Here is a 25,937-nt window from a genome sequence, read left to right on the forward strand (position 1 = left end):
TTGCCGGAACGGGGTCGACGTCCGGAATGTCGGAGTTGCCCGCGGGGCGGGAAGCAAACGCCCCGCGGGCCGTCGAGTGCGTCAGGCCAGCTTGACCGGCAGCTCGAACAGGTCGTTCTGCGTGACCACCGGCTTGTTGCGCAGTTCGGCGGCGGGCACCGCGAGGTCCAGATCCGGGTAGCGGGCGTAGAGGGCGGGGAGCGCCACGCCGGCCTCCAGCCGGGACAGGGCGGCGCCGGGGCACACGTGCGGGCCGTGCCCGAACGAGATGTGCCGGTTCTCCGACGTGCGGGTGATATCGAACGCCCCGGCCGTCGGACCGTGCGCCCGCTCGTCCCGGCCCAGCGCGCCGTACGACACGATCAGCGCGTCCCCGGCGGGGAGCACCCGGTCGCCGACCGGCACGTCCTCGGTCGCGAAGCGGATCAGGACGTGCGAGGTCGGGGTCGACCAGCGCAGCGTCTCCTCGATCACCGCCGACCAGTCCGCCTTCCCGGAGAGCACCAGGTCCCGCTGCTCGGGATGGGTGGACAGGTTGACCACCGAGTTCACGATCAGCGAGATGGTGGTCTCGTGGCCGGCGGCCACCATCAGCTGGAGCGTGGAGACGATCTCCTCGTCGGTGAGGTGGTCGCCGTTCTCGGACGCCTGGATCAGCGCGCTGGTCAGGTCGTCGCCGGGCGCGGCCCGTTTCGCGGCGACCGTCTCCGCCATGATCGAGGCCAGCTCGGTGAGGGTCGCGAGGACCTCCTCGGGCGGTGTCTGAGTGGAGAAGAACTTCTCGAACAGCACCTTCAGACGCGGCAGGCGCGCCTCCTCGATGCCCATCAGATCGGCGACGACGTACATGGGCAGCGGGTAGGCGAAGACCGCCTTGAGGTCGACCACGCCACCGTCCGCGGGGAAGTCGTCGAGCAGCCGCCCGGTCAGCTCCGTGATCCGCTCCCGCATGTGCTCCACCCGGCGCACCGTGAGCGCCTGGGCCACGAGCATCCGCAGCCGCCGGTGCTCCGCGCCGTCCACCGTGAGCATCGAACGGCCGGGGTTGGCCAGCCCGATCAGCGGCCAGTCGGCGGGGATCTCCCCGCGCTGCCAGGCGCCCCACACGTTGATGTCCTTGACCAGCCGGGGGTCCGTCAGCAGGGACTTGGCCTCCGCGTGGTGCGTGACCGCCCAGACGGGGACGCCGCCCGGAAGCTCCACGGCGGCGAGAGGTCCGGCCGCGCGCAGCCGCGCGCCCTCGCCGTCGAGGTCGGTGACGAACGGGTCCAGCGGTATGCGGGCTTCTTCGGTGCCGGTCGTCATGCTGACGTGCCTCCCAGGGCAGTGGTCGGGGTGAACCGCACGGGCAACTCGGTCAGCCCCCGCAGCCAGGGCGAGGGGCGACGGGTGAGGGACGCGGCGGGCACCGCCAGGTCGATGTCCGGCAGCCGGTCGAGGACGACCTCGATGCCCGTGCGCGCGATGACCTCGGCGACCTCCTGCGCGGGGAAGGGGCAGCGGTGCTCGCCGTGGCCGAAGGAGAAGTGCGCGTTGTTGCCGCCGGTGAGGGCGGAGCCGTCGGTGCGCACCTGCGGGTCGGAGTTGGCGCCCTGGAGGCCGAGCAGCACCAGGTCGCCGGCGCGGATCCGGCGGTCGCCGAGCCGGGTGTCGCGGGAGGCCCAGCGGCCGGCCACGTTCTGCGTGGGGGTGTCCTCCCACAGCACCTCGTTCATCGCCTCGGCGACGCTGTTGCGGCCGCCGAACAGCGAGGCCGCGAACCGCTCGTCGGTGAGCATCAGGCGCAGCGAGTTGCCGATCCAGTCCGCCGTCGGCTGGTGGCCCGCGGCCATCATCACCATCAGGTCCTGGGCGACCTCCTCCTCGGTGAAGCCGCTGTCGTCGGCCAGCATCCGGGAGGCGACGTCGTCGGCGGGCGCCGCCTTCCGGTCGGCGAGGAGCCGCGCCATCGACGTCCCGAGGTGCGTCTGGCCCGCGATGGCCCGCTCCCGGCCGTCGATCATGTCGTTGAGGGCGGTGACCAGGGCCGGTCCCTGCTCGTCGGAGAAGCCGTACAGCCGGGCCAGGACCCGCACCGGCAGCAGCATGGCGTAGTCCGCGACCAGGTCGGCCTCGCCCTTGGCGCAGAGCCGGTCGACGAGTTCGTCGGCGAACCGCTCGGCGTGGCCGCGCAGGACGTGCGGGTCGACGGCCTCCAGCGCGTCGCTGATCATGGCCGCGCGCTCCCGGTGCCGCTCGCCGACCGTGTAGAGGATCGACGGCTGCCTGCGGCCGATCATCGGGAGCAGCGGCCAGTCCTCCGGGATGTTCTCCCACTGGTTCCACAGCTCCGAGTCCCGGCTGAACAGCACCGGATCGCCGGTCACCTGGTGCAGCTCGCGGTAGCCGACCACCAGCCAGGCCGGGACGTCCCCGTCCAGCAGCACCGGTGTGACGGCACCGTGGTCGCGCCGCATCTGCCGGTACAGCTGCGCGGGCTCGGTCTGGAAGCGGGGGCCGCTGAGCGGTACGGCGTCGGTGGCGTCGGTGCTCACACGAACTCCTGTCGGGGCGGGGCGGCATGGCCGGCGTAACGGGTCCTCAGGTGCTCGACCAGCGCGATCAGTACCTGCTTGCTGGACTCGCGGGACCGGGCGTCGCAGAACACCAGCGGCACCCCCGGGTCCAGGTCCAGTGCCTCGCGCACCGACTCGGGCGAGTGCCGCGGGCCGCCGAAGTCGTTGCAGGCGACGATGAACGGCGTGCCGTGGTGCTCCAGCCGGTCGATGGCGTACCAGGAGTCGTCGATGCGCCGGGTGTCGACGAGGACCACCGCGCCGAGCGTGCCGGAGAACAGCCGGTCCCACAGGAACCAGAACCGCTCCTGGCCGGGCGCGCCGAACAGGTACAGCACGTTGCGCGCGTCGAGGCTGATGCGGCCGAAGTCGAAGGCGACGGTCGTCGCGGTCTTGCCGCGCACCTCGCTGATGTCGTCGACCGTCTCGCCGGCCTGCGTCATCGTCTCCTCGGTGTTGAGGGGACGTATCTCGCTGACCGAGCGGACCAGGGTCGTCTTGCCGACGCCGAACCCGCCCACGACCACGATCTTGAGGCCGTTGTCGGCGGACGCACCCAGCGGGGTGCGGGCGTCAGAGATTGCGGAGTCCAACGAGCACCTGCTCCAGGATGTCGGGATCGGGGACGGCTGCCGTGTACGGATGGCGGGCGCTCACCCGGCCCGCGGCGTGCAGGTCGGAGAGCAGGATCTTGGTGATGCTCACGGGCAGCCGCAGTTCGGCGGCGATCTCCACGACGGCCGTGGGCGCCTGGGCCAGCCGCAGGATCGCCGAGTGCTCCGACTGCATGCCGCGCGTCGGCTCGCACTCCGCGACCACCAGGGTGACCAGGTCGAAGGGGTTGTCGGAGGCGGACCGGCTGCGCCCCTGGGTGACGGTGTACAGCCGGTCGGGGGAGTCGTCCCTGCCGGGGCGGCTCATGACGTACGGGGCTGCGCGGTGAGGTGCTCCCCGAGCTGCTCGATCAGCTCGCTCATGTTGTGTCCGACCAGCCCCGCGTCCGCGTCCTCCGCGGTGATCACGGCGAGGTGCGCGCCCTCGCCGGCCTCGACGATGAACAGGATCCCGCCGTAGAACTCGGTCATGGCCGAGCGCACCCCGCCGCTGCCGTCGCCGAACTCCACGGAGGCGCCTTGGGAGAGCGACTGGATGCCGGCGGCGATCGCGGCCAGCTGATCGGCCTGGTCGACGGAGAGTTCCGGGGTGCGGCACAGCTTGAGGCCGTCGCGGGAGAGCACGAGCGCGTGCCGCGCGCCCGGCGTGCGCTCCAGCAGGCCCTCGATGAGCCAGGTGAGCTTCTCGTCGGCGGTGGTCGAGCCGGTCATGAAGTGGTGTCGCCTTCCGGGTGCGCGTGGGAGTGGGAGGGGTGGTCGGGGGTGGTCTCGTCCGGTGCGGGTGGGGCGGCCGCACTCCGCGGGGAGCCGGTGCCGTCGGGCATCGGGGTGTTGCCGGTCCGCGAGGCGCCGGTGTCGGCGGAGCGCACGGCCTGGCGGAAACTGCTGAAGCGGGCCGCGCGCACCTTCGCGTCGTCGGCGGCCGGTGCGGGGCGCGGTTCGGCGGCCCGGGCGGTGGACCGGGCACGTTCGGCCGCGGCGAGGGTCCTGCCCCGGCGGCGTTTGGGCAGCCCGGCGATCCCGTCGTCCTGCCCCGAGTCCGCCAGGCCGTGGGTGGGCGGCGGTTCGGAGGGGGCGGGGGCGGGACCGGATTCCGGGGCGGGGGTGGCGAGGGTGGCCCCCGGCTCCGAGTCGGGCACGGCGCGGGTGGTGCCGGTCGTCGGATCGGACACGGCGGGGGTGGAACCGGATTCCGGGGCGGGGATGGCGGGGGAGGCGCCGGTCGTCGGATCGGACACGGCGGGGTTGGTCCCCGGCTTCAGGCCGGGCACGGCGCGGGGGGCGCCGGCCGTCGGGTCGGCCCACCCGGGGGCGGTCCCCGTCCCCGGGTCGGGCACGACCGGGGCGGACCCGGTCCCCCGTCCGGGCGCGGCCGACGCGGCCCCGGCCTCCGGGTGGGGCGTGGCCTCGGCCGAGGCCGCCCCCGGAGCCGGGTCCCGCGCGGGAGCGTCGGCGGTCGCGGCCGGCGCGGAGCCGCGCGGCCACTCGGCCGGGGCCGGCACCGGCGGAGCCGGCGGACCGTCGGAAGCGGCGCCGGGGCCGCTCAGAATGTCCTGGGGGATGAGCATCAGCACACCCGTGCCACCGCGCGCCGACGGCCGGAAGGACACCTTCAGGCCGTACTTGGCCGACAGCCGGCCCACGACCGCGAGGCCGAGCCGGGTGCCGGTCAGACCACCGAGGCCGGCGGCCTCGCCGGCCACCGCCTGCTGGGCCCGGCGCAGCTGCACGTCGCCCATCACGAGACCGCTGTCCTCCACGGAGACGATCGCCCCGGCCGGCACCGCCTCCACGTACACGTGGACCTCGGCGGTCGGCGGCGAGAAGTTCGCCGCGTTGTCGAGGAGTTCGGCCAGGGCGTGCATGACGCCCTCGGCGGCGTGCCCGGCGACCGCGGCGTCACTGGCGGAGTGCACCCGCACCCGCTGGTACCCGGCGATACGTCCCATGGCGCCGCGGAGAATGGACTCCATGCCGATGGGCCGCGCCCAACGGCGTCCGGAGCGCGCCCCCGTGAGGACGGCGACGGAGTCCGCGAGCCGGCCCGCCTGCGCGGTGCGGTGGTCGAGGTGGAGCAGGTCGGCGAGGACGTCCTCGTCACCGTGCCGCTCCTCCATGGCGCGCAGGTCCGCGAGCATCCCGGTGGCCAGCGCCTGCATCCGGCCGGCCGCGTTGGCGGTCGCGGAGACGGCGGCGGCACGTTCGCCGCGCGCCCGGTCCAGCCGCGACCGCAGCCGGCCGGTCTCCTCGGTGAGCCGTGCGACCTCCTGCGCGTGCTGCTCGGTCAGCCGGATCCGCTCCTGCTCGAAACCGGCGGCGAGTTGTTCCCGCTCGCGGTCGAAACCGTCCAGCAGGCCGCTGCGTTCACGGTCGGCCCGGGCGAGGAGGTCGGCCTGCTCGCGGTCGGCCTCCGCCCGAAGTCGTTCCCGCTCCCGCCGGGCGCGCTCGGACAGCTGTCCGCGCTCCTGGGCCAGGGCTCCCGCCTCCGCGCGGGCGGCGTCCAGCAGGTGGCGCGTGGCCCGTTCCCGACGGACGGCGTGCACGGCCACCGTCACGGCGACACAGAGCAGGATCGCCGCCGCGCTCGCGCCCAGGCCGAGCGGAAGGCGTACCGAGGAGGGCGCGGCGGCGACGGCGCCGCCGACGGCGAGCGCCGACACCACGGCGCAGGGCAGGGCCACGGCCACCAGGGTGCGGGGAGCGGGTCGGTCGCCGGGGCGGGCGGGCGCGGTCATCAATCGGGTCCTCGCCAGGCCGCCGGAGCGGCCCTCGTGTCGTCCAACGGGGCGCGTGCGAGCAGGAGGTAGTCACACGCCACTCAACGGACGATCACTATACGAGAGTTCGTGATCGAAACGAGAGGAAGTCGGTCAATCTTTGCTCATGCGTGCACGCGACGCTCAGGGCAGGCTCCCCGACTCGCAGACCCGGGCCGCGAGATCGCGCAGTTTGACGTTGTTGTCCTGCGAGTACCGGCGCAGTGTGGCGAAGGCCTGCTCCTCGGTGAGGCGGTGGCTGCCCATGAGGATGCCCATGGCCTCGCCGATGGTGTGCCGGGTGCCGATGGCCTCCTGGAGCTGGGCGTGCGTACGGGCGGTGGAGAAGGCGACCGCCGCGTGCGAGGCCAGCAGCCAGCCCGCCGTCTCGTCGGCCTCGGTGAAGGCGCCGGGCCGGTAGGAGTAGAGGTTCAGCGCCCCGAGGTCCTCGTCCTTGGTGAACAGCAGGAAACCCATCATGCTGCCGAGGTTCAGCCTGCGGGCCTCGGGGACGTACTTGGGCCAGCGTCGCGCCTCGTCACGGAAGTCGGCGATCCGGTACTGCCGCTGCCCGTCCGTGGTGCGCGCGGCGTCGAAGCACGGGCCCTCACCCATACGTTCCTGGAGCGCGTCGCTCTCCTCGACCACCTGGTCGGTGGGGGCGAGCGACCGCACCCGGCGCCCGCTCAGCAGGAGGATGCCCGCGGCGTCGCAGCCGTCCACCAGTTCCGTGGCCGAGCCGGTGATCCGCTCCAGGGTGTCGTTCACCGATTCCTGGGCCAGCAGATCACGCGCCAAGGACGCCATCTGCTGCGCGAAACCGCGCCAGTCCATGCCGGTACCTCCCTCGCTTCCCGGAGCGAGTGCCCTCGGAGCGGGGAAACAACAGTGGAAGTGGGCCCCCATGCATCTTGATTCACATTACATCTAAATGCATCATGCGCTCAGGCGTGCCCGGGCCCGGCGCGCGGCCGAGGCCCGGGCCCGTGCCGCCACCTGCACCGTCGTCCTCGTCGACCCGGACGACGCCCCCCGCCCCCTGACCGCGCGGTCGCTGACGGAACTGCGCGCCGGGGCCTGAGCCCGTGCGGCCGGCCCGGGGTCAGTCTCCGCCGGGCCGGAGCCGGTCGGCGGCGCCCGGCGGCTGCACGCGCATGCCGGGACGGCGCCGGTGCACGGTCAGGTACGTCACCCCGTCCGGGCCGGCGACGACACCCCGGGCCGAACCGTGGGGCAGCCAGGTCAGGACGCCCGGTTGCAGGGGGTGGTCGCCGTCGGCGCCGGCCAGGGAGGCCGCGCCGTCCAGGACGAGCAGCAGGACGTCGAGGTCCGGTTCGGTGTGCGTGCCGACCCGCCCGGCCCCGGGGAGGCGGACGACGTTGGCGTCGAGTTGCCGCCCGGGTTCCGCCAGTCGCCACAGGGCGCCGGCGGCCGCCTCGTCGCCGGGCGGCAGCAGCCGCGCGGTGTCGCACAGGACCCGGGGGAGGGGAGGGCCGGGTGCCGGTGCGGGGGAGCCTTCTTCGTGCCCTGCCATCAGCGGTCACCGCGCCTTCCGTGCCCCGTGACGCGTGCCACAGGGCCATAGCCGTCAATAAACACGAATCCATTATGCGTATTTGATAGCGTCACGGCCGTGCGGCTGACGAAGTTCACCGACCTGGCGCTGCGTTCCGTCATGCGCCTGGCGGTCGTGAGAGACGGTGACGACCCGCTGACCACCCGCGAGGTGGCCGACGCGATGGGCGTGCCGTACACGCACGCGGCGAAGGCCGTCACCCGGCTCCAGCACCTCGGAGTGGTCGAGGCGCGGCGCGGTCGCGGCGGCGGCCTGGCGCTGACCGGCGCGGGGCGCGACGCCTCGGTCGGCCGGCTGGTGCGGGAGCTCGAAGGGGACGGTGAAGTCGTCGCCTGCGAAGGCGACCCGCCGTGCCCGCTGCGGTCGGCCTGCCGGCTGCGAGCCGCGCTGCGCGACGCCCAGGAGGCGTTCTACGCCGCGCTCGACCCACTGACCGTCGCCGACCTGGTGGCCTCGCCCACCGGCCCGGTGCTCGTCGGCCTCTCGGACCGCCCCTCGGGCTGACGGGCGCGCGCCCGCGGCGGCGCGTACCCGTGACCTAAAACACGAATATCATCTACCAATTAAGGAGCCGCCGTGCTCTCCGAACAGTCCGTCCCCGTGGTCCGCGCGACCCTGCCCGCCGTCCGGGCGGCCATCGGCGACATCGCCGAGCTGTTCTACCGGAAGCTGTTCGACGCCCACCCCGAGCTGCTCCGGGACCTGTTCAACCGCGGCAACCAGGCGGGCGGGGAGCAGCAGCGGGCCCTGGCCGGCTCCATCGCCGCCTTCGCCGGCCTGCTGCTGGAGAGGCCCGACGCCCGGCCCGACGTCATGCTGTCCCGGATCGCGCACAAGCACGCCTCCCTCGGCATCACCTCCGACCAGTACAAGACCGTCCACCGCCATCTGTTCGCCGCGATCGGCGACGTCCTCGGGGACGCCGTGACCCCCGAGGTCGCCGCCGCCTGGGACGAGGTCTACTGGCTGATGGCCAACGCGCTGATGGCCGTCGAGGCCCGTCTCTACGCGGAGGCGGGCGTGGCCGAGGGCGACGTGTGGCGCCGGATGGAGATCACCGAACGGCGCGAGGAGAGCACCGACGCGCTCAGCCTCGTCCTGCGGCCCGCCGACGAACGCCCAGCGGCTCCCTTCCGCCCGGGTCAGTACGTCAGCGTCCGCTCCGAACTGCCCGACGGCTCCCACCAGATCCGCCAGTACAGCCTCTCCGCCGCCCCCGGCCGCACCGGCCTGCGCATCACCGTCAAACACGTGCACGGCGACGGGCGGCCCGACGGCGAGGTCTCCTCCTGGCTGCACGCGCACGCCCGCGAGGGCGACGTACTCACCGTCTCCGCACCCTTCGGCGACCTCGCCCTCGCGGAGGACGACGGACCGCTGCTGCTCGCCTCCGCCGGCATCGGCGTCACCCCCGTGCTGGCCATGCTCGACCACCTGGCCGCCACCGGCGCCACCCGGCCGGTCACCGTCGTGCACGCCGACCGCGCCCCCGCCCACCACGCCCACCGGCAAGAACAGCGCGACCTGGTCCGCGCGCTGCCCGACGCCCGGCTGCACCTGTTCTACGAGGAGCCCGGTGAGGCGGCACCGGAGGCGACGGCCGGTCTCGTCGACCTCACCGGAGTCGGACTGCCCCCGGGGCTCACGGCCCACCTGTGCGGCCCGGTGCCGTTCATGCGCGCCGTCCGCGGCGACCTGCTGCGCCGGGGCGTGCCAGCCGAGGCCGTCCATTACGAGGTCTTCGGGCCCGACCTCTGGCGCGGACGCTCGTAGCGGGCGCCGCCCGACGCGCACCGGGACGGCGGAATCGCGCGCGGACGTTAGGCCGCAGCGGTGAACGCGGTCGTGATCGCGGTGTCGACGCGGGCGTGCACCACCAGTCGGGTGCCGGAGGTGTCCGCGTTGTTCTCCAGCAGCCGCCGGACCGGCGCGCTGTGGGTGACCACGGACATCAGGACACCGAGCCGGCCGCACCACTGATGGGCCCGGCGCACGGCACTGACCGCCGCGTGGCCGTCGGCCCCGTCGGTCAGCACGATGACGACGGGGGTCGGCTGATGGGCGTCGACCAGGTTGGTGATGTGCGTGGTCAGCGTGGCCCGCCCGTCGATACCCGGGTCCCGGTCCACCGTGATGACCAGGACCCCATGCTCCAGGGTGTGGGACAGCATCGCGGCCTCCGATCCGTCGCCTGGTGGCGAAGTTGTGTTCAGTGAAGGTCCCCGGCACCGGGTCCGCAACGCACCCCCGGGACCACGGCGCACCCCGGCGGCGCACCCGGCACCACCGCGGGCGCACCGCCACTGAGTACGATCCTCCGGTCCGCCCGAACCCCGCCGCCCACCCCGAGGAGCCCCGACCCGTGCCCGCCCTGCTGCCCCCGCCCCGCACCGGGCACCGCCTGCCGGCCCCGGAGCACCTGACGCGGCTGGAGGACGGCCAACGGCTGCACGCCCTGCTCTGGCGTCCGGGCCCCGGCTGGCGGATGGCCAGCAGCGCCGTGCTGGGCGGCGGGATCGCCGAGCGCGCGTGGGTGCTCAACGCCCAGGTCGCCCACGGGTACCGGCGCACCGACCCCGCCCGCCACCTGACGCGCCTCGCCCGCGCCGCCGGCGCCCGGGGGCCCGGAGTGGGGCTGATGACGGCCGCCGACGTGTCCGCCTTCGCCCGCGCGCGCGACGGCGGGGCCGAAGCCGTCGTGACCGCCGGAATCTCGGTACGCGGCTGGGCGGCCTCGCCCGAGGAGGGCGCGCCCGCCGCCGCCCCGCCCGGGACGATCAACATCGTCGCCGCGGTGCCGGTCGCGCTGAGCGACGCCGCACTGGTGAACGCGGTGATGACGGCGACCGAGGCCAAGGTGCAGGCGCTGCTGGACGCGGGACTCGACTGCTCGGGCACCCCCACCGACGCCGTGTGCGTCGCCGCCCGCGCGCCGCGCGGCGCCGAGGGCACGCACTCCTTCGCCGGTCCCCGTTCCGAATGGGGCGCCCGGCTGGCCCGCGCCGTCCACCGGGCCGTGGGCGCGGCCCTGCCCGCCCCCGGCTGAGCACGCGCCCCGCTACAACGACGTCCTGCGCCGCATCGCCATCGTCCGCAGGACCAGCGCCGCGGCCAGCAGCACCCAGGCCACGGCGCTGTACGCCCACGCGGTCGCGCCCCGGGCGAGATCGACGACGGTCCACACCGCCCACAGGGCGAGCACGACGCACAGCGCGGTCCAGGCGATGTCGGACAGGCGGGTGCGCAACTGGGCGCGCTGCCGTGTGCCCGGTTCCAGGTCGCCGAGATCGGTGTCGGCGGGCGTCTGCCGCTCGTCCATGGCGGACTCCTCACGGAGGTCGTAGGGATGTGAACTCCGGTTACCCGCGATGGGGTTGGGCAAGCGGGCCGGCACACGCGCACGTCGGGGGCGGCCCCGGCCGGGCCGCCCCCGCGTGTGTCATCGGGCCGTCAGCGCGCGGAGGTCTTCTCCAGCGCCTTGTCGAGGGCCGCCTTGAAGCCGTTGACCCACAGCTGGTTCACCCGGCTGCGCTCGGCGGCGTTCGGGTAGGCGTTGGTGCACGACGGGCCGGGGCCGCCGCCGGACATCAGCTCGCTGCACGGCCCCGAGTAGTGGTCCGGCAGGCCGAGCACATGCCCGGTCTCGTGCGCGGTCACCCGCGTCGAGTCGTACTGCTGGTTCTGCCGGTAGTCGAGGAAGATGTACCCGTTGCCGTGACCGTCCGTCGAGGCGTACGAGCCGCGCGAGTCGTTGCCCTCGTAGTACGCGAAGTCGGCGCCGGAACTTCTCTCCGCGAGGCGCACGTTGGACACCGAGCCGTTCCAGATCTGGGTGGAACGGGATATCTGCGAGCGGAAGCTCGGTGCGTTGGCGGCGCTGTAGTAGACGGTGACGGCAGCCGCCGACGACGGACTGGCGGCGCGCTTCTCGGCCACGGACTTGATGACCGCTTCGAAGAACGCCCGGTTCGCCGCCGCGTCCTCGCCCGCGCCGGCCGAGGGCTCGAAGCCCAGGTGAGCGGCGTGCGACGGCTCCTGGGGAGTGGCAGCCGTCGCGGCGGGAGCGGTACCGAGCAGGGCCGCCGTCAGGCCGAGACCGGCCGCGGTGGACAGAAGGGGCATGCTGATGCGCATCGATGACTCCTAGAGTGGGGGAGTGGGGAGAAGTCGTCACCGGTGAGTGTGGAGCGCCCATGAGCCCGCTGTGATGATGGCAACCGGTGATAGGCCCGGGCTATCACCGTTCACCGCGAGGTGGGCGCGGCTTGGGCCGGAGTGCAGAACTCGCCCTGATCCGCCGCGTTTTGTTCACCTGGCGCAACCAACTGTTCCGCCCTACGCTCCCAGCATGGAGCTCGAGGTGAGGCACCTACGCGCGCTGTGCGCCATCGCCGACGCCGGCAGCCTGCACCGGGCGGCGCGTCAACTCGGCGTCAGCCAGCCCACGTTGAGCACCCAGTTGAGCCGCATCGAACAGGCCCTGGGCGGGCCCCTGTTCGTCCGCGAACGCACCGGCTGCCGCCCGACCCCGCTCGGCCGCTCCGTCCTCGGCCGGGCCCGTCCGCTGCTGACCGACATGAGCACCCTGGTCCGGGAGGCCCGCGCCGCCGCGGCCGGCGGCGACAGCAGGCTGCGGGTCGGCTCCACCGCCAGCCGCGCCCTGGCCGGCTGGCTGCGCCGGCTCAGACGCCCGGGCCTTGAGCCCACCCTCCAGATGGACGTCTCCGCCAACGCACTGCTGCGCCGGGTGACCGAGGGACAGCTCGACGTCGCCTTCGTGCACGAGGTCGAGGGCAGCGCCCTGCACGTCCCCGAGGGCCTGCGCCTGCGCGTCCTCGTCGAGCGCGAACCCCAGTTCGTCATGTTGCCCGCCGACCACCCCGCGGCCACCCGCCCGGTCGTCAGCCTCGCCGATCTGGCCGACGACCGCTGGATGGTCGACCCCACCGTCGACGGCGAGTGGGACGGTGTGCACCGCATGCTGCGCGCCGTCGGCCTCAACCCCCGTGTCCTGCACGGGGACTACCACACCGCCGCATCCCTCGTCGCCACCGGCGAGGTCGTGACCGTCTGCCAGCCCAGCTCCCAGTCCCGTCCCGACATGGCGGTGCGGCGCCTTTCCGGCGACCCCATCGGCGTACGCCTGCTGCTGGCCGCGCGCACCCGGGCCGAGCTGGACGCGGTCTTCCCGGCGCTGGAGGAGGCGTACTGGGAGGTGGCCCGCCAGTCCACCGCGTACCGGGAGTGGCTGGAGGGCGCGGGGGTCCGGATGCTGCCCCGGCGCCCGCTGAGCGGGGGCGGCGCCGACCGGGTCGAGTTCGTCCGGGCCCGCTGAGCCCGCGATCCGGCCGATGGAGTGATTTTCCTACGGGCCCGGTGTGTCCGAGTGACGGAGTGGTTACCGAGAGCATCATGAGCTCTGCACGACGACTTCCGCCGCTGCGTTCGCTGGCCGTGATGGGTGCCCTGGGCACCTCCGTTCTGCTGCTGACCGCCTGTACGAACGCCGATACGACACGTTCGAGCGTCGCGGAGGCGGCCCAGACCACGTCTCCGACCGCGACCGCGTCCCCCACCGCGTCCCCCACCGGGTCTCCCTCGCTGAACGAGGACCAGACCGAGCGGAGGGACCTCGTCTCCGCGGCCAAGGTCACCTGGGACAAGGCCGCCGACACCGCTGTCAAGGAGGTTCCCGAGGGCAAGCTCGTGGACCTCGAACTCAAGCGCACCGAGGCCGACGCCACCGCATCGCCGACCGGTTCCCCGAGCCCCAGCATGCCGAACCCGGCGCCCAGTCAGGGCGCGCCGGAATGGGAGGCCAAGGTCGCCGAGACCGACGGCACCGTGCACCGCGTCGACATCGACGCGGTCAGCGGCAAAGTCTTCCGCATCCAGGCCGACCCGGACCAGGACGCCGACGACAAGCAGCAGACGGCCGACTGGCTGGGCCAGGCCAAGCAGTCGCCGCAGCAGGCGGTCGAGGCGGCCACCGGCGCGGCCGAGGGCACCGTCACCCACGTCGAACTGGGCGAAAACGACAACCAGCAGGTCATCTGGGCCGTCGACGTGGTGTCCACGGACACCTGGGACAAGACCACCGTCGACGTCGACGCGGCGAACGGCGAGGTCCTGCGCGAGAACGCCGACACCGACTGAGCGACCGTGCACCGGACGCCGACGGGAGCAGCGGGTCACCTGACCCGCTGCTCCCGTCGCGTGTGCCGTGCACCGTCACCCCGCGGGCGCGGCGTCCTGAGCCGGGTCGTTCCCCCGGACGCGGGGCAGCGTCATGACGGCCAGGAAGCCGAGGACCGCGACCGCGGCGAAGAAGTAGAAGCCCCACGGGTGACCGATCCCCGAGGCGACCAGCGCGCCGGTGATCGACGGGCCCACGATCGAGCCGATCCGGCCGATCCCGGACGCGGAACCGAGCGCGGTGCTCCGCACGGACGCCGGGTAGAAGCTCGTCACGTAGGCGTAGACGAGCACCATGGCCGAGAAGACGAACACGCCGGTGAGGAAGACGACGACGTTGAGCATCAGGTCGCTCTCCATGCGGATGCTCAGACACCCCAGCATCACCACCGAGACCGCGAACCAGACCATGGTGGTGCCCTTGATGCCCCGCCGGTCCGCGACGAACCCGCCGAGGACCAGGCCGACGACGCCGCCGACATTGAGCACGAGGAGCTGGGTGACGGCGGTCGGCACGGGGTAGCCGGCGTCGTTCATCAGCTTCGGCAGCCAGGTGTTGAGGCCGTAGACCAGCAGCAGGCCCATGAACGACGCGACCCAGATGCCGACGCCGGCCCGCAGGTAGGCCGGTTTGAGCAGCTCGGTGAAGGACAGCCGCCGGGCCCCGTCCTGCTTGGCCCGGACGAACGCCTCCGACTCCGGCAGCTTGAACCACTGGACGACGGCGATCACGAGGCCGACGACGCCGAGCAGGTAGAAGAGGATCTCCCAGTCGTCGGCCACCTGGAGGGCCAGCAACGAGGTGATCACCGCACCGGTGTGGTAGCCGGTCATCGTCAGGGTGCTGGCCCGCGCCCGGCGGCCGGCGGGCATGTGTTCGGCCATCATCGTCAGCGAGACCGGCATGCAGGCGCCCAGGCCCAGACCGGCGAGGAGGCGCAGCGCGGCGAACATCGCGACGGAGTCCGCCAGCGGCACCACGACGGTGAGGACCGAGAAGAGCACGACCGAGCCGATGAGCAGCCGGCGGCGCCCCAGCCGGTCGGCCAGCGGACCGACGCAGACCGCGCCGATGGCGACGCCGACGAGCGACAGCGTCGCGATGGTGGTCGCGTCGCCCGCGGTCATGCCGAGGTGATGGGTCTTGAGCAGGGTGGGGATGATGGCGCCGAGGACGACGAGGTCGTAACCCTCCAGCAGGACGGTGATCCAGCAGAGGACCACCGTCCAGGAGCTGTTGCCGGCGCGGCCGGCCTGTGCGGGCGCGTCGGACGTGGTGGCGGAAGCCATGGTGACTCTCCCCCCGGGGGACGGGTGTGAGTGAGCGGAGCCGGAACGGCCGGGGCGGCCGGCGGATCAGAACGGGTAGTCGGCGATGTCCGGGCGGACCGTCACCCACTGGGTCTCCGTGAACGCCTCGACGTTGGCCGCGGCGCCGCCGAAACGGGAGCCGGTGCCCGAGGACTTGACCCCGCCGAAGGGGGCGTTGGGCTCGTCGCTCACGGTCTGCTCGTTGATGTGCACCTTGCCGGAGTCGATCCGGTCGGCCAGCTTCATCGCCGTACCGACGTCGCCGAGGATGCCGACCGACAGCCCGAACTCGCAGTCGTTGACGATGCGCGCGGCCTCCTCCAGCGTGGAGAAGGCGATGACCGGCGCGACGGGGCCGAAGATCTCCTCGCGCCACGCGGGCATGTCGGTCGTCAGACCCGTGAGGACGGTGGCGCGGTAACCGGCGCCGTCGGTCTCGCCGCCCGCGGCGACCTTCGCGCCGGCCGCGACGCTGTCGGTGACGATGCCGTGCACCCGCTCCAGCTGACGGCGGTCGATCAGCGGGCCGAGCGCCACGTCCTCGCGGGCCGGGTCGCCGACCGGCAGGGCGTCGGCCTTCGCGGCGAGCGCGGCGGTGTACTCCTCCACCAGCGACTCGTGCACGATGTGCCGGCCGGTCGTCATGCAGATCTGCCCCTGGTGCAGGTAGGACCCGAACGCGCCCGCCGAGGCCGCCTTCGGCACGTCCGCGCCGGGCAGCACGACCAGCGCGTTGTTCCCGCCGAGTTCCAGGTGGGCCCGCTTCAGCAGCCGCCCGGCCCGCTCACCGATCGCCCGCCCGACCGGTGTGGAGCCGGTGAAGGAGACGACCCGCACCTCCGGCGCCTCGACGACCGCCTGTCCGACCTCGCCGTCGCCGGGCAGCAGGTGCAGGACACCGGCGGGCAGCCCGGCCTCCTCGAAGATCCGGGCGATGACCACGCCGCCGCCGACCGCGGTCCGAGGGTCGGGCTTGAGCAGCACGGCGTTGCCCAGGGCCAGCGCCGGCGCGACGGATCGCAGCCCCAGGATGAGCGGGAAGTTGAAGGGCGCGATCACGCTCACGACACCGGCCGGGCGGCGGCGGGCGAGCGACCAGCGGGCCTCCTGTGAGGTGAGCACCTCGCCCTGCGGGTGCGTCGGCAGACCCGCGCACTCGAAGCACTCGCCGATGGCGAGCCCCACCTCGAAGGCGGCCTTGGACCGCACCGAGCCGCCCTCGCGCACCAGCCAGTCCTCGATCTCGGCGGCGTGCTCGGTGAACAGCTCACCCGCGCGCCGCAGCACGGCGGCCCGCTCCTGCGGTTCGGTCGCCGCCCAGGCGCGCTGGGCCTCGGCGGCCCGGGTGGCGGCACGGCCCACGTCCTCGGCCGTGGCCAGCCCGACCGTGCCGAGCCGGTCGCCGGTGGCCGGCTCGGTCACCGGATGCCCGACCGGGGAGTCCTGCCAGCCGTCGCTGTAGAACTTCCGGCCCCAGACGTCGCTGTCCAGGAGTGTCATCGTGTCCCTTTCCTCGTGCTCTTCGTGCGCGTTCTCGGGATGCCCGGAACGCCGGTGCGGTCAGGAGGGCGTGGTGAGCGCCGTGTCCACCTGGATCAGCCGGGGCCCGGCCGCCGGTTCGGCGAGGACGGCGCGCAGCTCATCGGCGTCCTCGACGTGCCGGGCGGCGACGCCGTAGCCCTCGGCGATACGCGTGAAGTCCAGCCCCGGGATGTCGAGGCCGGGGGCGTCCGGCACGCCGAGCAGCCCGCCGAACCAGCGCAGCGCCCCGTACGTGCCGTTGCGCAGCAGCACGACGGTCAGCGGAACCCGGTGCTGGGCCGCCGTCCACAGGGCGGTGATGCCGTAGTTGGCCGAGCCGTCGCCGACCACCGCCACGACCGGGCGGTCGGGCCGGGCCATCGCGACCCCCACCGCGCCGGGCAGGCCGAAGCCGAGGCCGCCGGCTGCCGGGAAGTAGTAGGAGCCGGGCCGGCGCAGATCCATCTGGCGCCACCAGGCCGCGTTGGTCGACGTCGACTCGACGACGTACGCCGTGTCCTCGGGCAGTTCGTCGCGCAGGGCGGCGAAGACCTGCTCGGGGTGGAGACCGGGACCCTCGGCGGTGAGCGGTGCGGGCGCCGGCCGGTAGGGCGCCGCGGGCCTCGCGGGTGCGTCCAGCGACTTCAGGAGCAGGTCGACGACGGCCGAGGGGTCGGCGACCAGGGCCTCGCCCATCGGCGCCCGCGCGGCGGCCGACGCGTCCCCGGTCACCTGGATCAGCCGGGTGCCCTCGGGAAGGTAGGCGCCGGGGACGTGCTCGTGGTAGCGGAAGACCGGCGCGCCCAGCACGAGCACGAGGTCGTGGCCCTCGAACGCCGCCGAGACCGGCGCGATCCCGGCGGGCAGCACCCCCTGGAACTGCGGGTGCCGGTTGGGAAAGGGCAGCCGGAACAGCGAGGGGGCCGCCCAGACCGGAGCGCCAAGACGCTCGGCCAGCCGGACCGCGTCGTCGAACAGGCCGTCGGAGTCGATGTCGCCGCCCAGCACGAGGGCGGGGCGCCGGGCGGCGGCGACCCGCTCGACGAGCCGGTGACCCTGCCCGGCGGCGGGCACGGCGGCCAGCTCGACCCTCCGGTCCAGCACCGCCTTCGCGTTGTCGCCGGCCTCGGCCGACCAGTCGTCGTACGGCACCGAGAGGTAGGTCGGCCGCCGCTGGAGCCGCGCCTCGAAGACGGCCTGGGCGAGGGCGCGCGGCACGTCCTCGGCGCACGCCGGTTCCGCCGCCCAGCCCACCAGCGGCTTCATCAGGGCGGGGGCGTCGACGCTGGCCAGGTTGGCCTCCGGGCCGATCGCGGGCCTGACCTGCTGGCCGGCCACTACCACCAGGGGGGTGCGCGCGGCCACCGCGTTCGTCAGCGCGCCCATCGCGTTGCCGGAACCGGAGGCGGCGTGCAGGTTGACCAGGACCGGCCGTCCGGTCGCCTGGGCGTACCCGTCGGCCATCCCGACGACGGCGCCCTCGTGCAGACCGAGGACGTAGCGGAAACCGTCGGGAAGTCCGGCGAGGAAGGGCAGCTCGTTGGAGCCCGGATTGCCGAAGACGGTGGTGAGTCCCTGGCGCTCCAGGAAATCGTGGGAGACACGACGCACGGATGACACGGACGTTCCTTTCGAAGTGACGTCCGACACGCTAGGCACCCCGCGACATGGGCACCAATAGATGTTTCGGTGCCACGATATAGAGTCCATCGATATGGGCACCTTCGATCTCAACCTCGCCCGGGTCTTCGTGCTCCTGTACGAGACCGGCAGCGTCACGGCCACCGCCGAGACGCTCCACGTCACGCAGCCCACCGTCAGCTACAGCCTGGGCAAGCTCCGGCGCCACTTCGACGACGAGCTGTTCCGCCGCAACGGGCGCGGACTGACGCCCACGGCCGGCGCCCGGCGGCTGTACGAGCCGCTCCAGCGAGCCCTGGCGGAGATCGACGGGACGGTCCGGCAGGGCGACGTGTTCGACCCCGCCACCATGTCCGGGCGCTTCACCATCGCGTTGTCCGACCTCGGCGAGGCGACGCTGCTGCCGAGGCTCCTCGCCGCCGCGCGCGAGCGGGCGCCGGGCGTGTCGTTCACCGTCCGGCCCTTCGACGTGGAGGACGCCGAGAGCCAGCTGCGCCGCGGCGACCTCGACGTGTTCGTGGCCACCCCGGTGATCACCTCGCACCTGACCGTGCGGGTCCCGCTCTTCCGGGAGCGCTACGTCCTCATGGTCGCCGCGGACCATCCGCGCATCCGGGGCGACGCGGCCACGCTGGCCGACCTCGCCGCCGAGCACCACGCGACGGTGTTCGGGCCGAGCGGGCACGTCGCGCCCCGGGCGGTGCTGGCCGCGCACGGACTCCTGGAACGGGTCGCCGTGGACGCCACCCGCTTCTCGATGCTGCCCTACCTGCTGGAGCAGACCGATCTCGTCGCCATTGTCCCCGAGTTCGTCGGCGAGGTCTTCACCGCCTCGCACCGGGTGCGCCTGGTGCGCCTGCCGTTCGAGACCGAGCCGATCGAGATCGCCCTGTACGCGCGGCACGAGTCCTCACGCGCTCCCGCGCAGCGTTGGCTCGTCCAGTTCATGGCGGAGGTACTGGGTGAACAGGTGAGCCCGGCCCAACTGCCGCCCACCGCCGCAAGCTGAGACCACGGGCCGCGCGAACTGCGGGTGTTTGCGCTCGCGGTGAGGGGCAAAGCGGTGTCCATGAGCGATCCGAACAAGGACACGAACAAGAAGCCCACCACTACGCGGACCGCCGAGGCCAAGGCCGAGAGCGCCGCCAAGAAGGCGACCGCCCCGGCCTCCCGGGCGACACACGCCGCCGCCGACAAGGCGGGTGACGCCGCGTCGGCCGCCAAGGCCGGTGCCCAGCGTTCCGCCCAGGCCGCGAACGGTGCCGTGCAGACGGCCGCCAAGGGTGTCGAGGCGGGCCGTCAGGCCGTCATCACCACCTCGGGCCAGGTCGCGGCCGGCGCGAAGACCGCCTGGACGGTCATCGCCCACCGCAAGCTCGTCGCGGCGGGCGTCGGCGCCGGCATCACCGCCCTGAGCGCGGCGTCGTACGCGGTGGGCCGGCGATCGGGCCGCCACACCCAGGGCCCCCTCACCCGTCTCACCGGAGGCCGGATCTGACGCCCTTACCGGACGGCCCCGGCCGGAACGCACGGCGCCGCTCCCCGGACAGGGGAAGATGGGACCGCGAGCGAAGTCCCTACCGATGCGGAGGAGTGGGCGCATGCAGCACGACCGAGCCGGGAAGCCGGCCGGCCCCGAGGACCTGATCGACGTCGCCCGGCTGGTGACGGCGTACTACACCCTGCACCCGGACCCGTCGGAGCCCGCCCAGCGCGTGGCCTTCGGCACGTCCGGGCACCGGGGGTCGTCCCTCGCGACGGCGTTCAACGAGGACCACATCGCCGCCACCAGCCAGGCCATCTGCGAGTACCGCTCCGCACAGGGCACCGACGGTCCGCTCTTCCTTGGCGCCGACACCCACGCCCTGTCCGAGCCCGCCAGGGTCACCGCGCTCGAGGTGTTCGCCGCCAACGACGTGACGGTCCTCGTGGACACCGGGGACGGCTACACCCCCACCCCCGCGGTGTCGCACGCCATCCTCACCCACAACCGGGGCCGCGACTCGGGCCTCGCGGACGGCGTGGTCGTCACCCCCTCGCACAACCCGCCCGCCGACGGCGGCTTCAAGTACAACCCGCCGAACGGCGGACCGGCCGGTTCGGACGCCACCTCCTGGATCCAGGACCGGGCCAACGAGATCATCGCGGCCGGCCTGAAGGACGTACGGCGCATCCCCTACGCCCGGGCGCTCGCCGCCCCCGGCACCGGACGCTACGACTTCCTCGACCGCTACGTCTCCGACCTGCCGGCCGTCCTCGACCTCGACGCGATCCGCTCGGCCGGGGTACGGATCGGCGCCGACCCGCTGGGCGGCGCCTCCGTCGCGTACTGGGGCCGGATCGCCGAGCACCACCGCCTCGACCTGACCGTGGTCAATCCGCTGACCGACCCGACCTGGCGGTTCATGACGCTGGACTGGGACGGCAGGATCCGCATGGACTGCTCGTCGCCCCACGCGATGGCCTCCCTCATCGAGAAGCGCGACCGCTTCGCCATCGCGACGGGCAACGACGCCGACGCCGACCGGCACGGCATCGTCACCCCCGACGGCGGCCTGATGAACCCCAACCACTACCTCGCCACCGCCATCGCCTACCTCTACGCCCACCGCACCGAGTGGCCCGCCGACGCGGGGGTGGGCAAGACACTGGTCTCCTCCGGCATGATCGACCGGGTCGCCGGCGACCTCGGCCGGCGGCTGGTCGAGGTCCCGGTGGGCTTCAAGTGGTTCGTCGGCGGTCTCCTCGACGGCTCCCTCGGCTTCGGCGGGGAGGAGTCCGCGGGGGCGTCCTTCCTGCGCCGGGACGGCTCGGTGTGGACCACCGACAAGGACGGCATCATCCTCGCGCTGCTCGCCTCCGAGATCACCGCCGTCACCGGCCGGAGCCCCTCCGAGCACTACGCCGCGCTCACCGCCCGCTTCGGCGAACCGGCCTACGCCCGCATCGACGCCCCCGCCACCCGCGAGGAGAAGGCCCGGCTGGCCCGGCTGTCCCCGGCCGAGGTCACCGCCGACACCCTCGCCGGCGAGCCGGTGACCGCAGTCCTCACCGAGGCACCGGGCAACGGCGCGCCCATCGGCGGCATCAAGGTGACCACCGAGAACGCGTGGTTCGCGGCCCGCCCCTCCGGCACCGAGGACGTCTACAAGATCTACGGGGAGTCGTTCCTCGGCGCCGACCACCTCCGGCAGGTGCAGGACGAGGCCAAGCTCGTCGTGCTCGGCGCCCTGGGCGGCTGAGACCTCACCTCCGGGCGGCTCCGCCCTGCGCCCCGCGGCGCAGGGCCCAGGCCGGTGACCAGACCTCCGTGTCGAGCCGGACGGACGGGCGCGAGACGAGGTACGCGTGCAGCGCGGCCAGCCCCGGATGCGCGTTGTCGGTGTGCTTGAGCAGGCAGTGCGGATAGACCGGCGCCGGGTCGCGCACCGGGATGCGCCGCAGGTCGTGGCCGGCCGGCCAGACCAGGGGCGTGTGCTCGCTGAGGAAGGTCGACACCGTCGACGACTCGGAGATCGTGTCCAGGAGGGCCTCGACGCCGAAGTTCGGGCCGATCGCGTCCACGGTGAACCCGAACTCGGCCGCGAACGCGTCGTAGTACGCCGACCACTCGGTGCCCGGGACGTTCCCGGGCATCCAGACGCGCTGCCCGGCGAGCTGCCCCGAGGTCACCGACCGTGCCGTCGCGAACGGGTGGGCGGGCCCGGTGAACAGCTGCAGCGGCTCGTCGAAGACCGGCGTGGCCTCGATGCCGTCGGGCAGCCGCTGCCCCGGCATGGTGACGCAGCGGAACGACGCGTCGATGGCCCCGGACCCGATGGCGGCCACGGCGGTGGGCGCGTCGGGGAGGGTGACCACGTCGAGGTCGACGTCGGGACGGGCGCGGTGGAAGTCGCGCAGCAGACCGGCCGTCGCGGCCCGTCTGCCGAGCACGTCCACCCGCAGCGGACGGCGCCCCGGCCGCACCGAGGCGACGGCCCGCTCCTCGGCGTCCAGCAGCGCCCGGGCGTGCGGCAGGAACGCCTGCCCGTCGATCGTGAGCCGGGCCCCCCGCGCGGTCCGGGTGAACAACGTCACCCCCAGGTCCTTCTCCAGCGCGGCGACCCGCTTGGACACGGCCTGCTGGGTGACGGCCAGCCGGGCGGCGGCGACCTGGAACTGCCCCGCCTCGGCGACGGCGACGAAGGTGCGTACGGCGCTGAGATCCACGACGGCCATCGTACGAGCGTGGCGCCGCTGCCACCCTGTGGTCGCTGCGGCCGGTGATGTTTCACCGTTTCCTGGGTAGACGGGCTGGCGTAGCGGTCAAGGCTCAGGAAGAGGGCGGATCGGATGGACGGGGCTGCCCGGCATGAGGACCGGCGAAGTGAGCCGGTCAAGGTTTCGGCGGAGTACGAGGGCATTCCCGGCGACATCGCCCGGGGGCGCGAGCTGGCCCGGAGTTTTCTCGCCCGGGTGCGGGCCGTGCAGGACCGAGCGGTGTCCGACCGCGCGGCGGACCTGGTGCAGCTCGTGGTCAGCGAGCTGCTGACGAACGCCTGCAAGTACGCGCCCGGCCCCTCGCTGGTCGACCTGGAGCTGGCCGACGGCCTGGTCGAGGTCACCGTGTGGGACAGCGAACCCGTGCTGCCGGTCGCCGAGGCCACCGACCCCGGCCGCGTCGGCCGGCACGGGCTGGAGATCGTCATGGCCGTGTGCCACAGCTTCGAGGTGCACCGGGAACCCGTCGGCAAGCGCATGCGGGCCGCGGTGATGCTCACCGACGACCTCAACGGCACCGCCCTCGGGCGCCCCTCCTGAGCCGCCGCCCGGTGAGCGGGTCGGACCGGCGGAGTAGCCCTGGTGGGTGACGTCGTGTCACCGGGTCCGGAAAGTCCATCAACTGCCCTGATCTCGGGGCGCTTTGCATGCTCCTGCAGGCCCTCGCGAGAGTCCGGCGTTCACCCGGCTGAGCGCCTTGAGTGGTGCGAGTCGGACGGCTGGCTGACGGTGATTCACGTCGGGGCCGGGTCACCTCAGCTGACGAAGCACCAGCTGCCCGGCCGTGACGGAAGGAACCAGAGATGCGTTCTGCTCGCATGCTCCTGACCACGGCGGCCGCGTCGGCCGTCGTCGTCCTCGGTGCCCCCGGCGCCTACGCGGCCTCCGCGGGCGACTGGGACCACGACGACTCTTCCTACAGCAAGGAGCACGACAACGGAAGCAAGCACGAGAAGCCGCACGGCGGTATGCACACGGGTGGCGGCGCGCTGACCGCGGTGAACGAGGGCGGCTGGGACGGCGGCGAGTCCAAGAAGGACGACGGCGAGAAGTCCTGGGAGGGCGGCAAGCACGAGAAGCCGCACGGCGGTATGCACACCGGCGGCGGCGCGCTCACCGCGGTGAACGAATGGGACGGCGGCGAGTCCAAGAAGGACGAGGGCTCCGAGTACAAGCAGGACGAGGGCGAGAAGTCCTGGGGCGGCGGCGACCACGAGAAGCCGCGCGGCGGTATGCACACGGGCGGCGGCGGCCTCGACACGCCGACCACCACCGCGGGCGGCCTCGCCGTCCTGGGCGTGGCCGGCGCCGGCCTGTACGCCGTCCGACGCAAGAAGTCGGTCAACGGAATGGCCTGAGCCGTGCCGGGCGCGATAGCGGCCGGGCCGCCACCAGGAACCCCGTGGCGGCCCGGCTCGCTTTCCCCCTCCGTGTCCGCCCTGCCGCCGTGCCCTACCGAGGTGGTCCTCGATGACAGTCCCTCCTCCGCCCCCCGCCGCCGACGAGAAGCCGCCGACCGGGCAGGGATCCCGCCCCGGCCTGATGGTGCTGTGCGGCGTGGCCCTGCTGATCCTGGCGGTCAGCCTGATCGGCGGCAACGACACGTCGACCGACTCGTCCCGCCCCCCACTGCCCGCCCAGCCCGCAGCGTCGGCCTCGCCCAAGGCCGGCCCGTCCGCGACCGGGCAGTCCGCGACCGGCCCGTCCCGCACCCGCCCGGCCGGACCGGTGCTGCCCCGGTCGAAGCCGGTGCGGCTACTGATCCCGGAGATCTCCGTCGACGCTCCCTTCACCGACCTCGCCATCGGCGCGGGCGGACAGCTCGAGCCCCCGCCGGCCGCCGACACCAACCTCGTCGGCTGGTACGCCAAGGGCGTCTCCCCCGGGGAGCGGGGCACCTCGATCATCGCCGGGCACGTGGACACCAAGACGTCCGCCGCGGTCTTCGCCCGCCTGGGCCAACTGGACGAGGGAGACGTCTTCCACGTCCGGCGGGCCGACGGACGCAAGGCGACCTTCGAGGTCGACGGCCTGGAGACCTTCGCCAAGGACGAGTTCCCCAGCAAGCGTGTGTACGGGGACACCGACCGGCCCGAGGTACGGCTCATCACCTGCGCGGGCGACTACGACCGCAAGGCCAAGGACTACACGGACAACCTGGTCGTCTTCGCCCACCTCACCTGAGCCCGCGCGGGTCACCCGCGCAGGGCACACGAGTCGCGCGCCGTCGGGGCCGGGCGGAAGATCGTCAGACACGCCGGCGTCGCAGCGTCACTCGCGACGTACAGTTCCGCCTCCGCGAAGGAGAGTGCGCAGGATGACCATCACGACCACCCCTGCTTCCGACCCGTCGGCACGTCAGGTGTCGCACCAGGTCTCCCAGTCCGTGTTCGACGGCTCCCGCCTCCGGGTGGTCCTGCTGGTGGAGGTCTACGACGGGGCCCAGCAGCAGTTCCTGGAGACGTACGAGAACCTGCGCAGCCACGTCGAGTCCGTCCCCGGGCACATCGGCGAGCAGTTGTGCCAGTCCATCGAGAACCCCTCGCAGTGGCTCATCACCAGCGAGTGGGAGAGCGCCCCGCCGTTCCTGAACTGGGTGAGCAGTGAGGAGCACGTGCGGATGGTCAAGCCGCTGCACAAATGCGTCCGGCACACCCGGTCGCTCCGTTTCCACGTGGTCCGCGAGACCGGCCGGCCGGCGGCGGGCGCCGAACCCGGCCGGGGCGGGCTCCAGTCGGCGCCCCGGATCGGTGACGGCGTGATCCGGCACGCCCTCACCTTCACGGTGAAGCCCGGCAGCGAGGAGACGGTCGCCGGGATCCTCGCCGACTACGCCTCGCCCGAGCCGCGCGTCGACGACACCACGCGCCTGTGCCGTACGTCCCTGTTCCTGCACGGCAACCGGGTGGTGCGGGCCATCGAGGTGCGCGGCGACCTGCTCGCGGCCCTGCGGCACGTGGCCGCGCAGCCCGAGGTGCGGGCCGTCGAGGAGGCCCTCAACCCCTATCTGGAGCAGGACCGGGATCTCGGCGATCCGGAGTCCGCGCGGGTGTTCTACACGCGGGCGGCGCTGCCCGCCGTGCACCACGTGACGGCGGCGGAGCGGGACCCGGCGGCACAGCGCCACGCGCTGTCGTACCCGGCCCGGCCGGGGCAGGGCATGCGGCTGGCGCAACTCCTCGCCGAGCGCGACGAGGCGGCGGCCGACGACCCGCGCAGCCCGGTGCTGTCCAGCACCGTCTTCCAGCGGGACGAGATCGTGGTGCGGCTGGTCGATGTGCGCGGCGACCTCCGGTCCGGCGACCCCGCGGTCACTCTCGGCCTCCCCGACCCCGCCGCGGTCACCGAACTGACCACCCTGCTGGACGGTCCGGACCGGCCGGGCGACGCACTCGTCCGGGCCCTGGAGGGCGCCCGGATGGAACCGGTCACCGACCGGCGCGCGCCCGACGCCTGAACCGGCGCCGGACGCCGCGGACACGCGACGGCCGCCGGACCGCTACATGCC

At 73.4% G+C, this 25,937-nt stretch carries 28 protein-coding genes; 13 read left to right on the plus strand and 15 right to left on the minus strand.

Annotated elements, in window-relative coordinates:
- Positions 1-81: 81 nt before the first annotated feature.
- The 7 genes from ACFW01_RS26365 to ACFW01_RS26395 form a co-directional block, all read right to left on the minus strand.
- Positions 82-1,305 carry a cytochrome P450 gene (locus tag ACFW01_RS26365; RefSeq protein WP_234959834.1) on the minus strand — a complete coding sequence of 408 codons (1,224 nt, stop codon included), beginning with the start codon at positions 1,303-1,305 and terminating at the stop codon, positions 82-84.
- Positions 1,302-2,534, minus strand: coding sequence for a cytochrome P450 (locus ACFW01_RS26370; protein WP_234959835.1), 1,233 nt, complete (start codon positions 2,532-2,534; stop codon positions 1,302-1,304). The genes ACFW01_RS26365 and ACFW01_RS26370 overlap by 4 nt, the downstream gene beginning before the upstream one ends.
- Positions 2,531-3,148 carry an ATP/GTP-binding protein gene (locus ACFW01_RS26375; protein ID WP_234959836.1) on the minus strand — a complete coding sequence of 206 codons (618 nt, stop codon included), beginning with the start codon at positions 3,146-3,148 and terminating at the stop codon, positions 2,531-2,533. Before ACFW01_RS26375 ends, ACFW01_RS26370 begins: the two co-directional genes overlap by 4 nt.
- A complete protein-coding gene (locus ACFW01_RS26380; protein ID WP_122617729.1) occupies positions 3,129-3,476 on the minus strand; it encodes a DUF742 domain-containing protein in 348 nt (115 codons plus the stop codon). The genes ACFW01_RS26375 and ACFW01_RS26380 overlap by 20 nt, the downstream gene beginning before the upstream one ends.
- On the minus strand, positions 3,473-3,880 hold the full coding sequence (locus ACFW01_RS26385; protein WP_122617730.1) for a roadblock/LC7 domain-containing protein: 408 nt from the start codon (positions 3,878-3,880) through the stop codon (positions 3,473-3,475). Before ACFW01_RS26385 ends, ACFW01_RS26380 begins: the two co-directional genes overlap by 4 nt.
- Positions 3,877-5,904, minus strand: a complete 2,028-nt coding sequence (locus tag ACFW01_RS26390) for an ATP-binding protein (RefSeq protein ID WP_384507225.1) — start codon at positions 5,902-5,904, stop codon at positions 3,877-3,879. The genes ACFW01_RS26385 and ACFW01_RS26390 overlap by 4 nt, the downstream gene beginning before the upstream one ends.
- Positions 5,905-6,069: 165 nt before the next feature.
- The gene (locus ACFW01_RS26395; RefSeq protein WP_234959838.1) at positions 6,070-6,759 is read right to left on the minus strand and encodes a GAF and ANTAR domain-containing protein; all 690 of its coding nucleotides are present in this window, start codon (positions 6,757-6,759) and stop codon (positions 6,070-6,072) included.
- Between the two features lie 97 nt (positions 6,760-6,856).
- On the opposite strand from ACFW01_RS26395, the gene ACFW01_RS26400 reads away from it, so the two are divergent.
- The gene (locus tag ACFW01_RS26400; RefSeq protein ID WP_234959839.1) at positions 6,857-7,006 is read left to right on the plus strand and encodes a hypothetical protein; all 150 of its coding nucleotides are present in this window, start codon (positions 6,857-6,859) and stop codon (positions 7,004-7,006) included.
- A 21-nt stretch (positions 7,007-7,027) separates the two neighbouring features.
- On the opposite strand, the gene ACFW01_RS26405 is transcribed toward ACFW01_RS26400, so the two are convergent.
- Positions 7,028-7,459: a hypothetical protein gene (locus ACFW01_RS26405; RefSeq protein ID WP_234959840.1), complete on the minus strand. Its 432-nt coding sequence runs from the start codon at positions 7,457-7,459 to the stop codon at positions 7,028-7,030.
- A 99-nt stretch (positions 7,460-7,558) separates the two neighbouring features.
- Between ACFW01_RS26405 and nsrR the strand changes: the two genes are divergently transcribed.
- Positions 7,559-8,005, plus strand: a complete 447-nt coding sequence (gene nsrR / locus ACFW01_RS26410) for a nitric oxide-sensing transcriptional repressor NsrR (RefSeq protein ID WP_234959841.1) — start codon at positions 7,559-7,561, stop codon at positions 8,003-8,005.
- 72 nt (positions 8,006-8,077) lie between these two features.
- Positions 8,078-9,274 (plus strand): globin domain-containing protein, encoded by a 1,197-nt coding sequence (locus ACFW01_RS26415; protein WP_384507232.1) that lies wholly within the window; start codon positions 8,078-8,080, stop codon positions 9,272-9,274.
- Positions 9,275-9,321: 47 nt separating this feature from the next.
- Here ACFW01_RS26415 and ACFW01_RS26420 read toward each other — a convergent pair whose 3' ends face one another.
- Positions 9,322-9,672: a hypothetical protein gene (locus ACFW01_RS26420; protein WP_234959843.1), complete on the minus strand. Its 351-nt coding sequence runs from the start codon at positions 9,670-9,672 to the stop codon at positions 9,322-9,324.
- Between the two features lie 191 nt (positions 9,673-9,863).
- On the opposite strand from ACFW01_RS26420, the gene ACFW01_RS26425 reads away from it, so the two are divergent.
- Positions 9,864-10,547, plus strand: a complete 684-nt coding sequence (locus tag ACFW01_RS26425) for an adenosylcobinamide amidohydrolase (RefSeq protein ID WP_234959844.1) — start codon at positions 9,864-9,866, stop codon at positions 10,545-10,547.
- A gap of 12 nt (positions 10,548-10,559) precedes the next feature.
- Here the strand turns inward: ACFW01_RS26425 and ACFW01_RS26430 are convergent, their stop codons facing one another.
- Together ACFW01_RS26430 and snpA are read right to left on the minus strand one after the other, a co-directional pair.
- The gene (locus ACFW01_RS26430; protein ID WP_234959845.1) at positions 10,560-10,820 is read right to left on the minus strand and encodes a hypothetical protein; all 261 of its coding nucleotides are present in this window, start codon (positions 10,818-10,820) and stop codon (positions 10,560-10,562) included.
- A gap of 131 nt (positions 10,821-10,951) precedes the next feature.
- Positions 10,952-11,635: a snapalysin gene (gene snpA, locus ACFW01_RS26435; RefSeq protein ID WP_234959846.1), complete on the minus strand. Its 684-nt coding sequence runs from the start codon at positions 11,633-11,635 to the stop codon at positions 10,952-10,954.
- A gap of 214 nt (positions 11,636-11,849) precedes the next feature.
- On the opposite strand from snpA, the gene ACFW01_RS26440 reads away from it, so the two are divergent.
- Together ACFW01_RS26440 and ACFW01_RS26445 are read left to right on the plus strand one after the other, a co-directional pair.
- Positions 11,850-12,836, plus strand: a complete 987-nt coding sequence (locus ACFW01_RS26440; RefSeq protein ID WP_234959847.1) for a LysR family transcriptional regulator — start codon at positions 11,850-11,852, stop codon at positions 12,834-12,836.
- Between the two features lie 77 nt (positions 12,837-12,913).
- Positions 12,914-13,657, plus strand: coding sequence for a PepSY domain-containing protein (locus ACFW01_RS26445; RefSeq protein ID WP_234959848.1), 744 nt, complete (start codon positions 12,914-12,916; stop codon positions 13,655-13,657).
- A 75-nt stretch (positions 13,658-13,732) separates the two neighbouring features.
- Here the strand turns inward: ACFW01_RS26445 and ACFW01_RS26450 are convergent, their stop codons facing one another.
- From ACFW01_RS26450 to mdlC, 3 genes are all read right to left on the minus strand, one after another.
- The gene (locus tag ACFW01_RS26450; RefSeq protein WP_234959849.1) at positions 13,733-14,986 is read right to left on the minus strand and encodes an aromatic acid/H+ symport family MFS transporter; all 1,254 of its coding nucleotides are present in this window, start codon (positions 14,984-14,986) and stop codon (positions 13,733-13,735) included.
- Between the two features lie 66 nt (positions 14,987-15,052).
- Positions 15,053-16,507 (minus strand): benzaldehyde dehydrogenase, encoded by a 1,455-nt coding sequence (locus ACFW01_RS26455; RefSeq protein WP_384507240.1) that lies wholly within the window; start codon positions 16,505-16,507, stop codon positions 15,053-15,055.
- A gap of 60 nt (positions 16,508-16,567) precedes the next feature.
- Complete coding sequence (gene mdlC, locus ACFW01_RS26460) at positions 16,568-18,148, minus strand: benzoylformate decarboxylase (RefSeq protein ID WP_234959851.1); 1,581 nt, start codon at positions 18,146-18,148, stop codon at positions 16,568-16,570.
- A gap of 94 nt (positions 18,149-18,242) precedes the next feature.
- On the opposite strand from mdlC, the gene ACFW01_RS26465 reads away from it, so the two are divergent.
- The 3 genes from ACFW01_RS26465 to pgm all read left to right on the plus strand — a co-directional run bounded on the left by ACFW01_RS26465 (position 18,243) and on the right by pgm (position 21,411).
- Positions 18,243-19,178, plus strand: coding sequence for a LysR family transcriptional regulator (locus ACFW01_RS26465; RefSeq protein ID WP_234959852.1), 936 nt, complete (start codon positions 18,243-18,245; stop codon positions 19,176-19,178).
- A gap of 60 nt (positions 19,179-19,238) precedes the next feature.
- Positions 19,239-19,667: a hypothetical protein gene (locus tag ACFW01_RS26470; protein WP_234959853.1), complete on the plus strand. Its 429-nt coding sequence runs from the start codon at positions 19,239-19,241 to the stop codon at positions 19,665-19,667.
- 103 nt (positions 19,668-19,770) lie between these two features.
- A complete protein-coding gene (gene pgm / locus ACFW01_RS26475; RefSeq protein WP_384507245.1) occupies positions 19,771-21,411 on the plus strand; it encodes a phosphoglucomutase (alpha-D-glucose-1,6-bisphosphate-dependent) in 1,641 nt (546 codons plus the stop codon).
- 4 nt (positions 21,412-21,415) lie between these two features.
- On the opposite strand, the gene ACFW01_RS26480 is transcribed toward pgm, so the two are convergent.
- A complete protein-coding gene (locus ACFW01_RS26480; RefSeq protein WP_384507248.1) occupies positions 21,416-22,387 on the minus strand; it encodes a LysR family transcriptional regulator in 972 nt (323 codons plus the stop codon).
- Between the two features lie 114 nt (positions 22,388-22,501).
- Between ACFW01_RS26480 and ACFW01_RS26485 the strand changes: the two genes are divergently transcribed.
- The 4 genes from ACFW01_RS26485 (at position 22,502) to ACFW01_RS26500 (ending at position 25,886) form a co-directional block, all read left to right on the plus strand.
- Entirely contained in the window at positions 22,502-22,969 is a 468-nt protein-coding gene (locus ACFW01_RS26485) for an ATP-binding protein (RefSeq protein WP_384507251.1), read from the plus strand.
- A 263-nt stretch (positions 22,970-23,232) separates the two neighbouring features.
- The gene (locus ACFW01_RS26490; RefSeq protein ID WP_234959857.1) at positions 23,233-23,787 is read left to right on the plus strand and encodes a hypothetical protein; all 555 of its coding nucleotides are present in this window, start codon (positions 23,233-23,235) and stop codon (positions 23,785-23,787) included.
- Positions 23,788-23,899: 112 nt separating this feature from the next.
- Entirely contained in the window at positions 23,900-24,613 is a 714-nt protein-coding gene (locus ACFW01_RS26495) for a class F sortase (protein ID WP_234959858.1), read from the plus strand.
- Between the two features lie 133 nt (positions 24,614-24,746).
- Entirely contained in the window at positions 24,747-25,886 is a 1,140-nt protein-coding gene (locus tag ACFW01_RS26500) for a SchA/CurD-like domain-containing protein (protein ID WP_234959859.1), read from the plus strand.
- Positions 25,887-25,937 lie beyond the last annotated feature (51 nt).

The sequence above is a fragment of the Streptomyces sp. NPDC058985 genome (assembly GCF_042740985.1).
Lineage (GTDB): Bacteria > Actinomycetota > Actinomycetes > Streptomycetales > Streptomycetaceae > Streptomyces.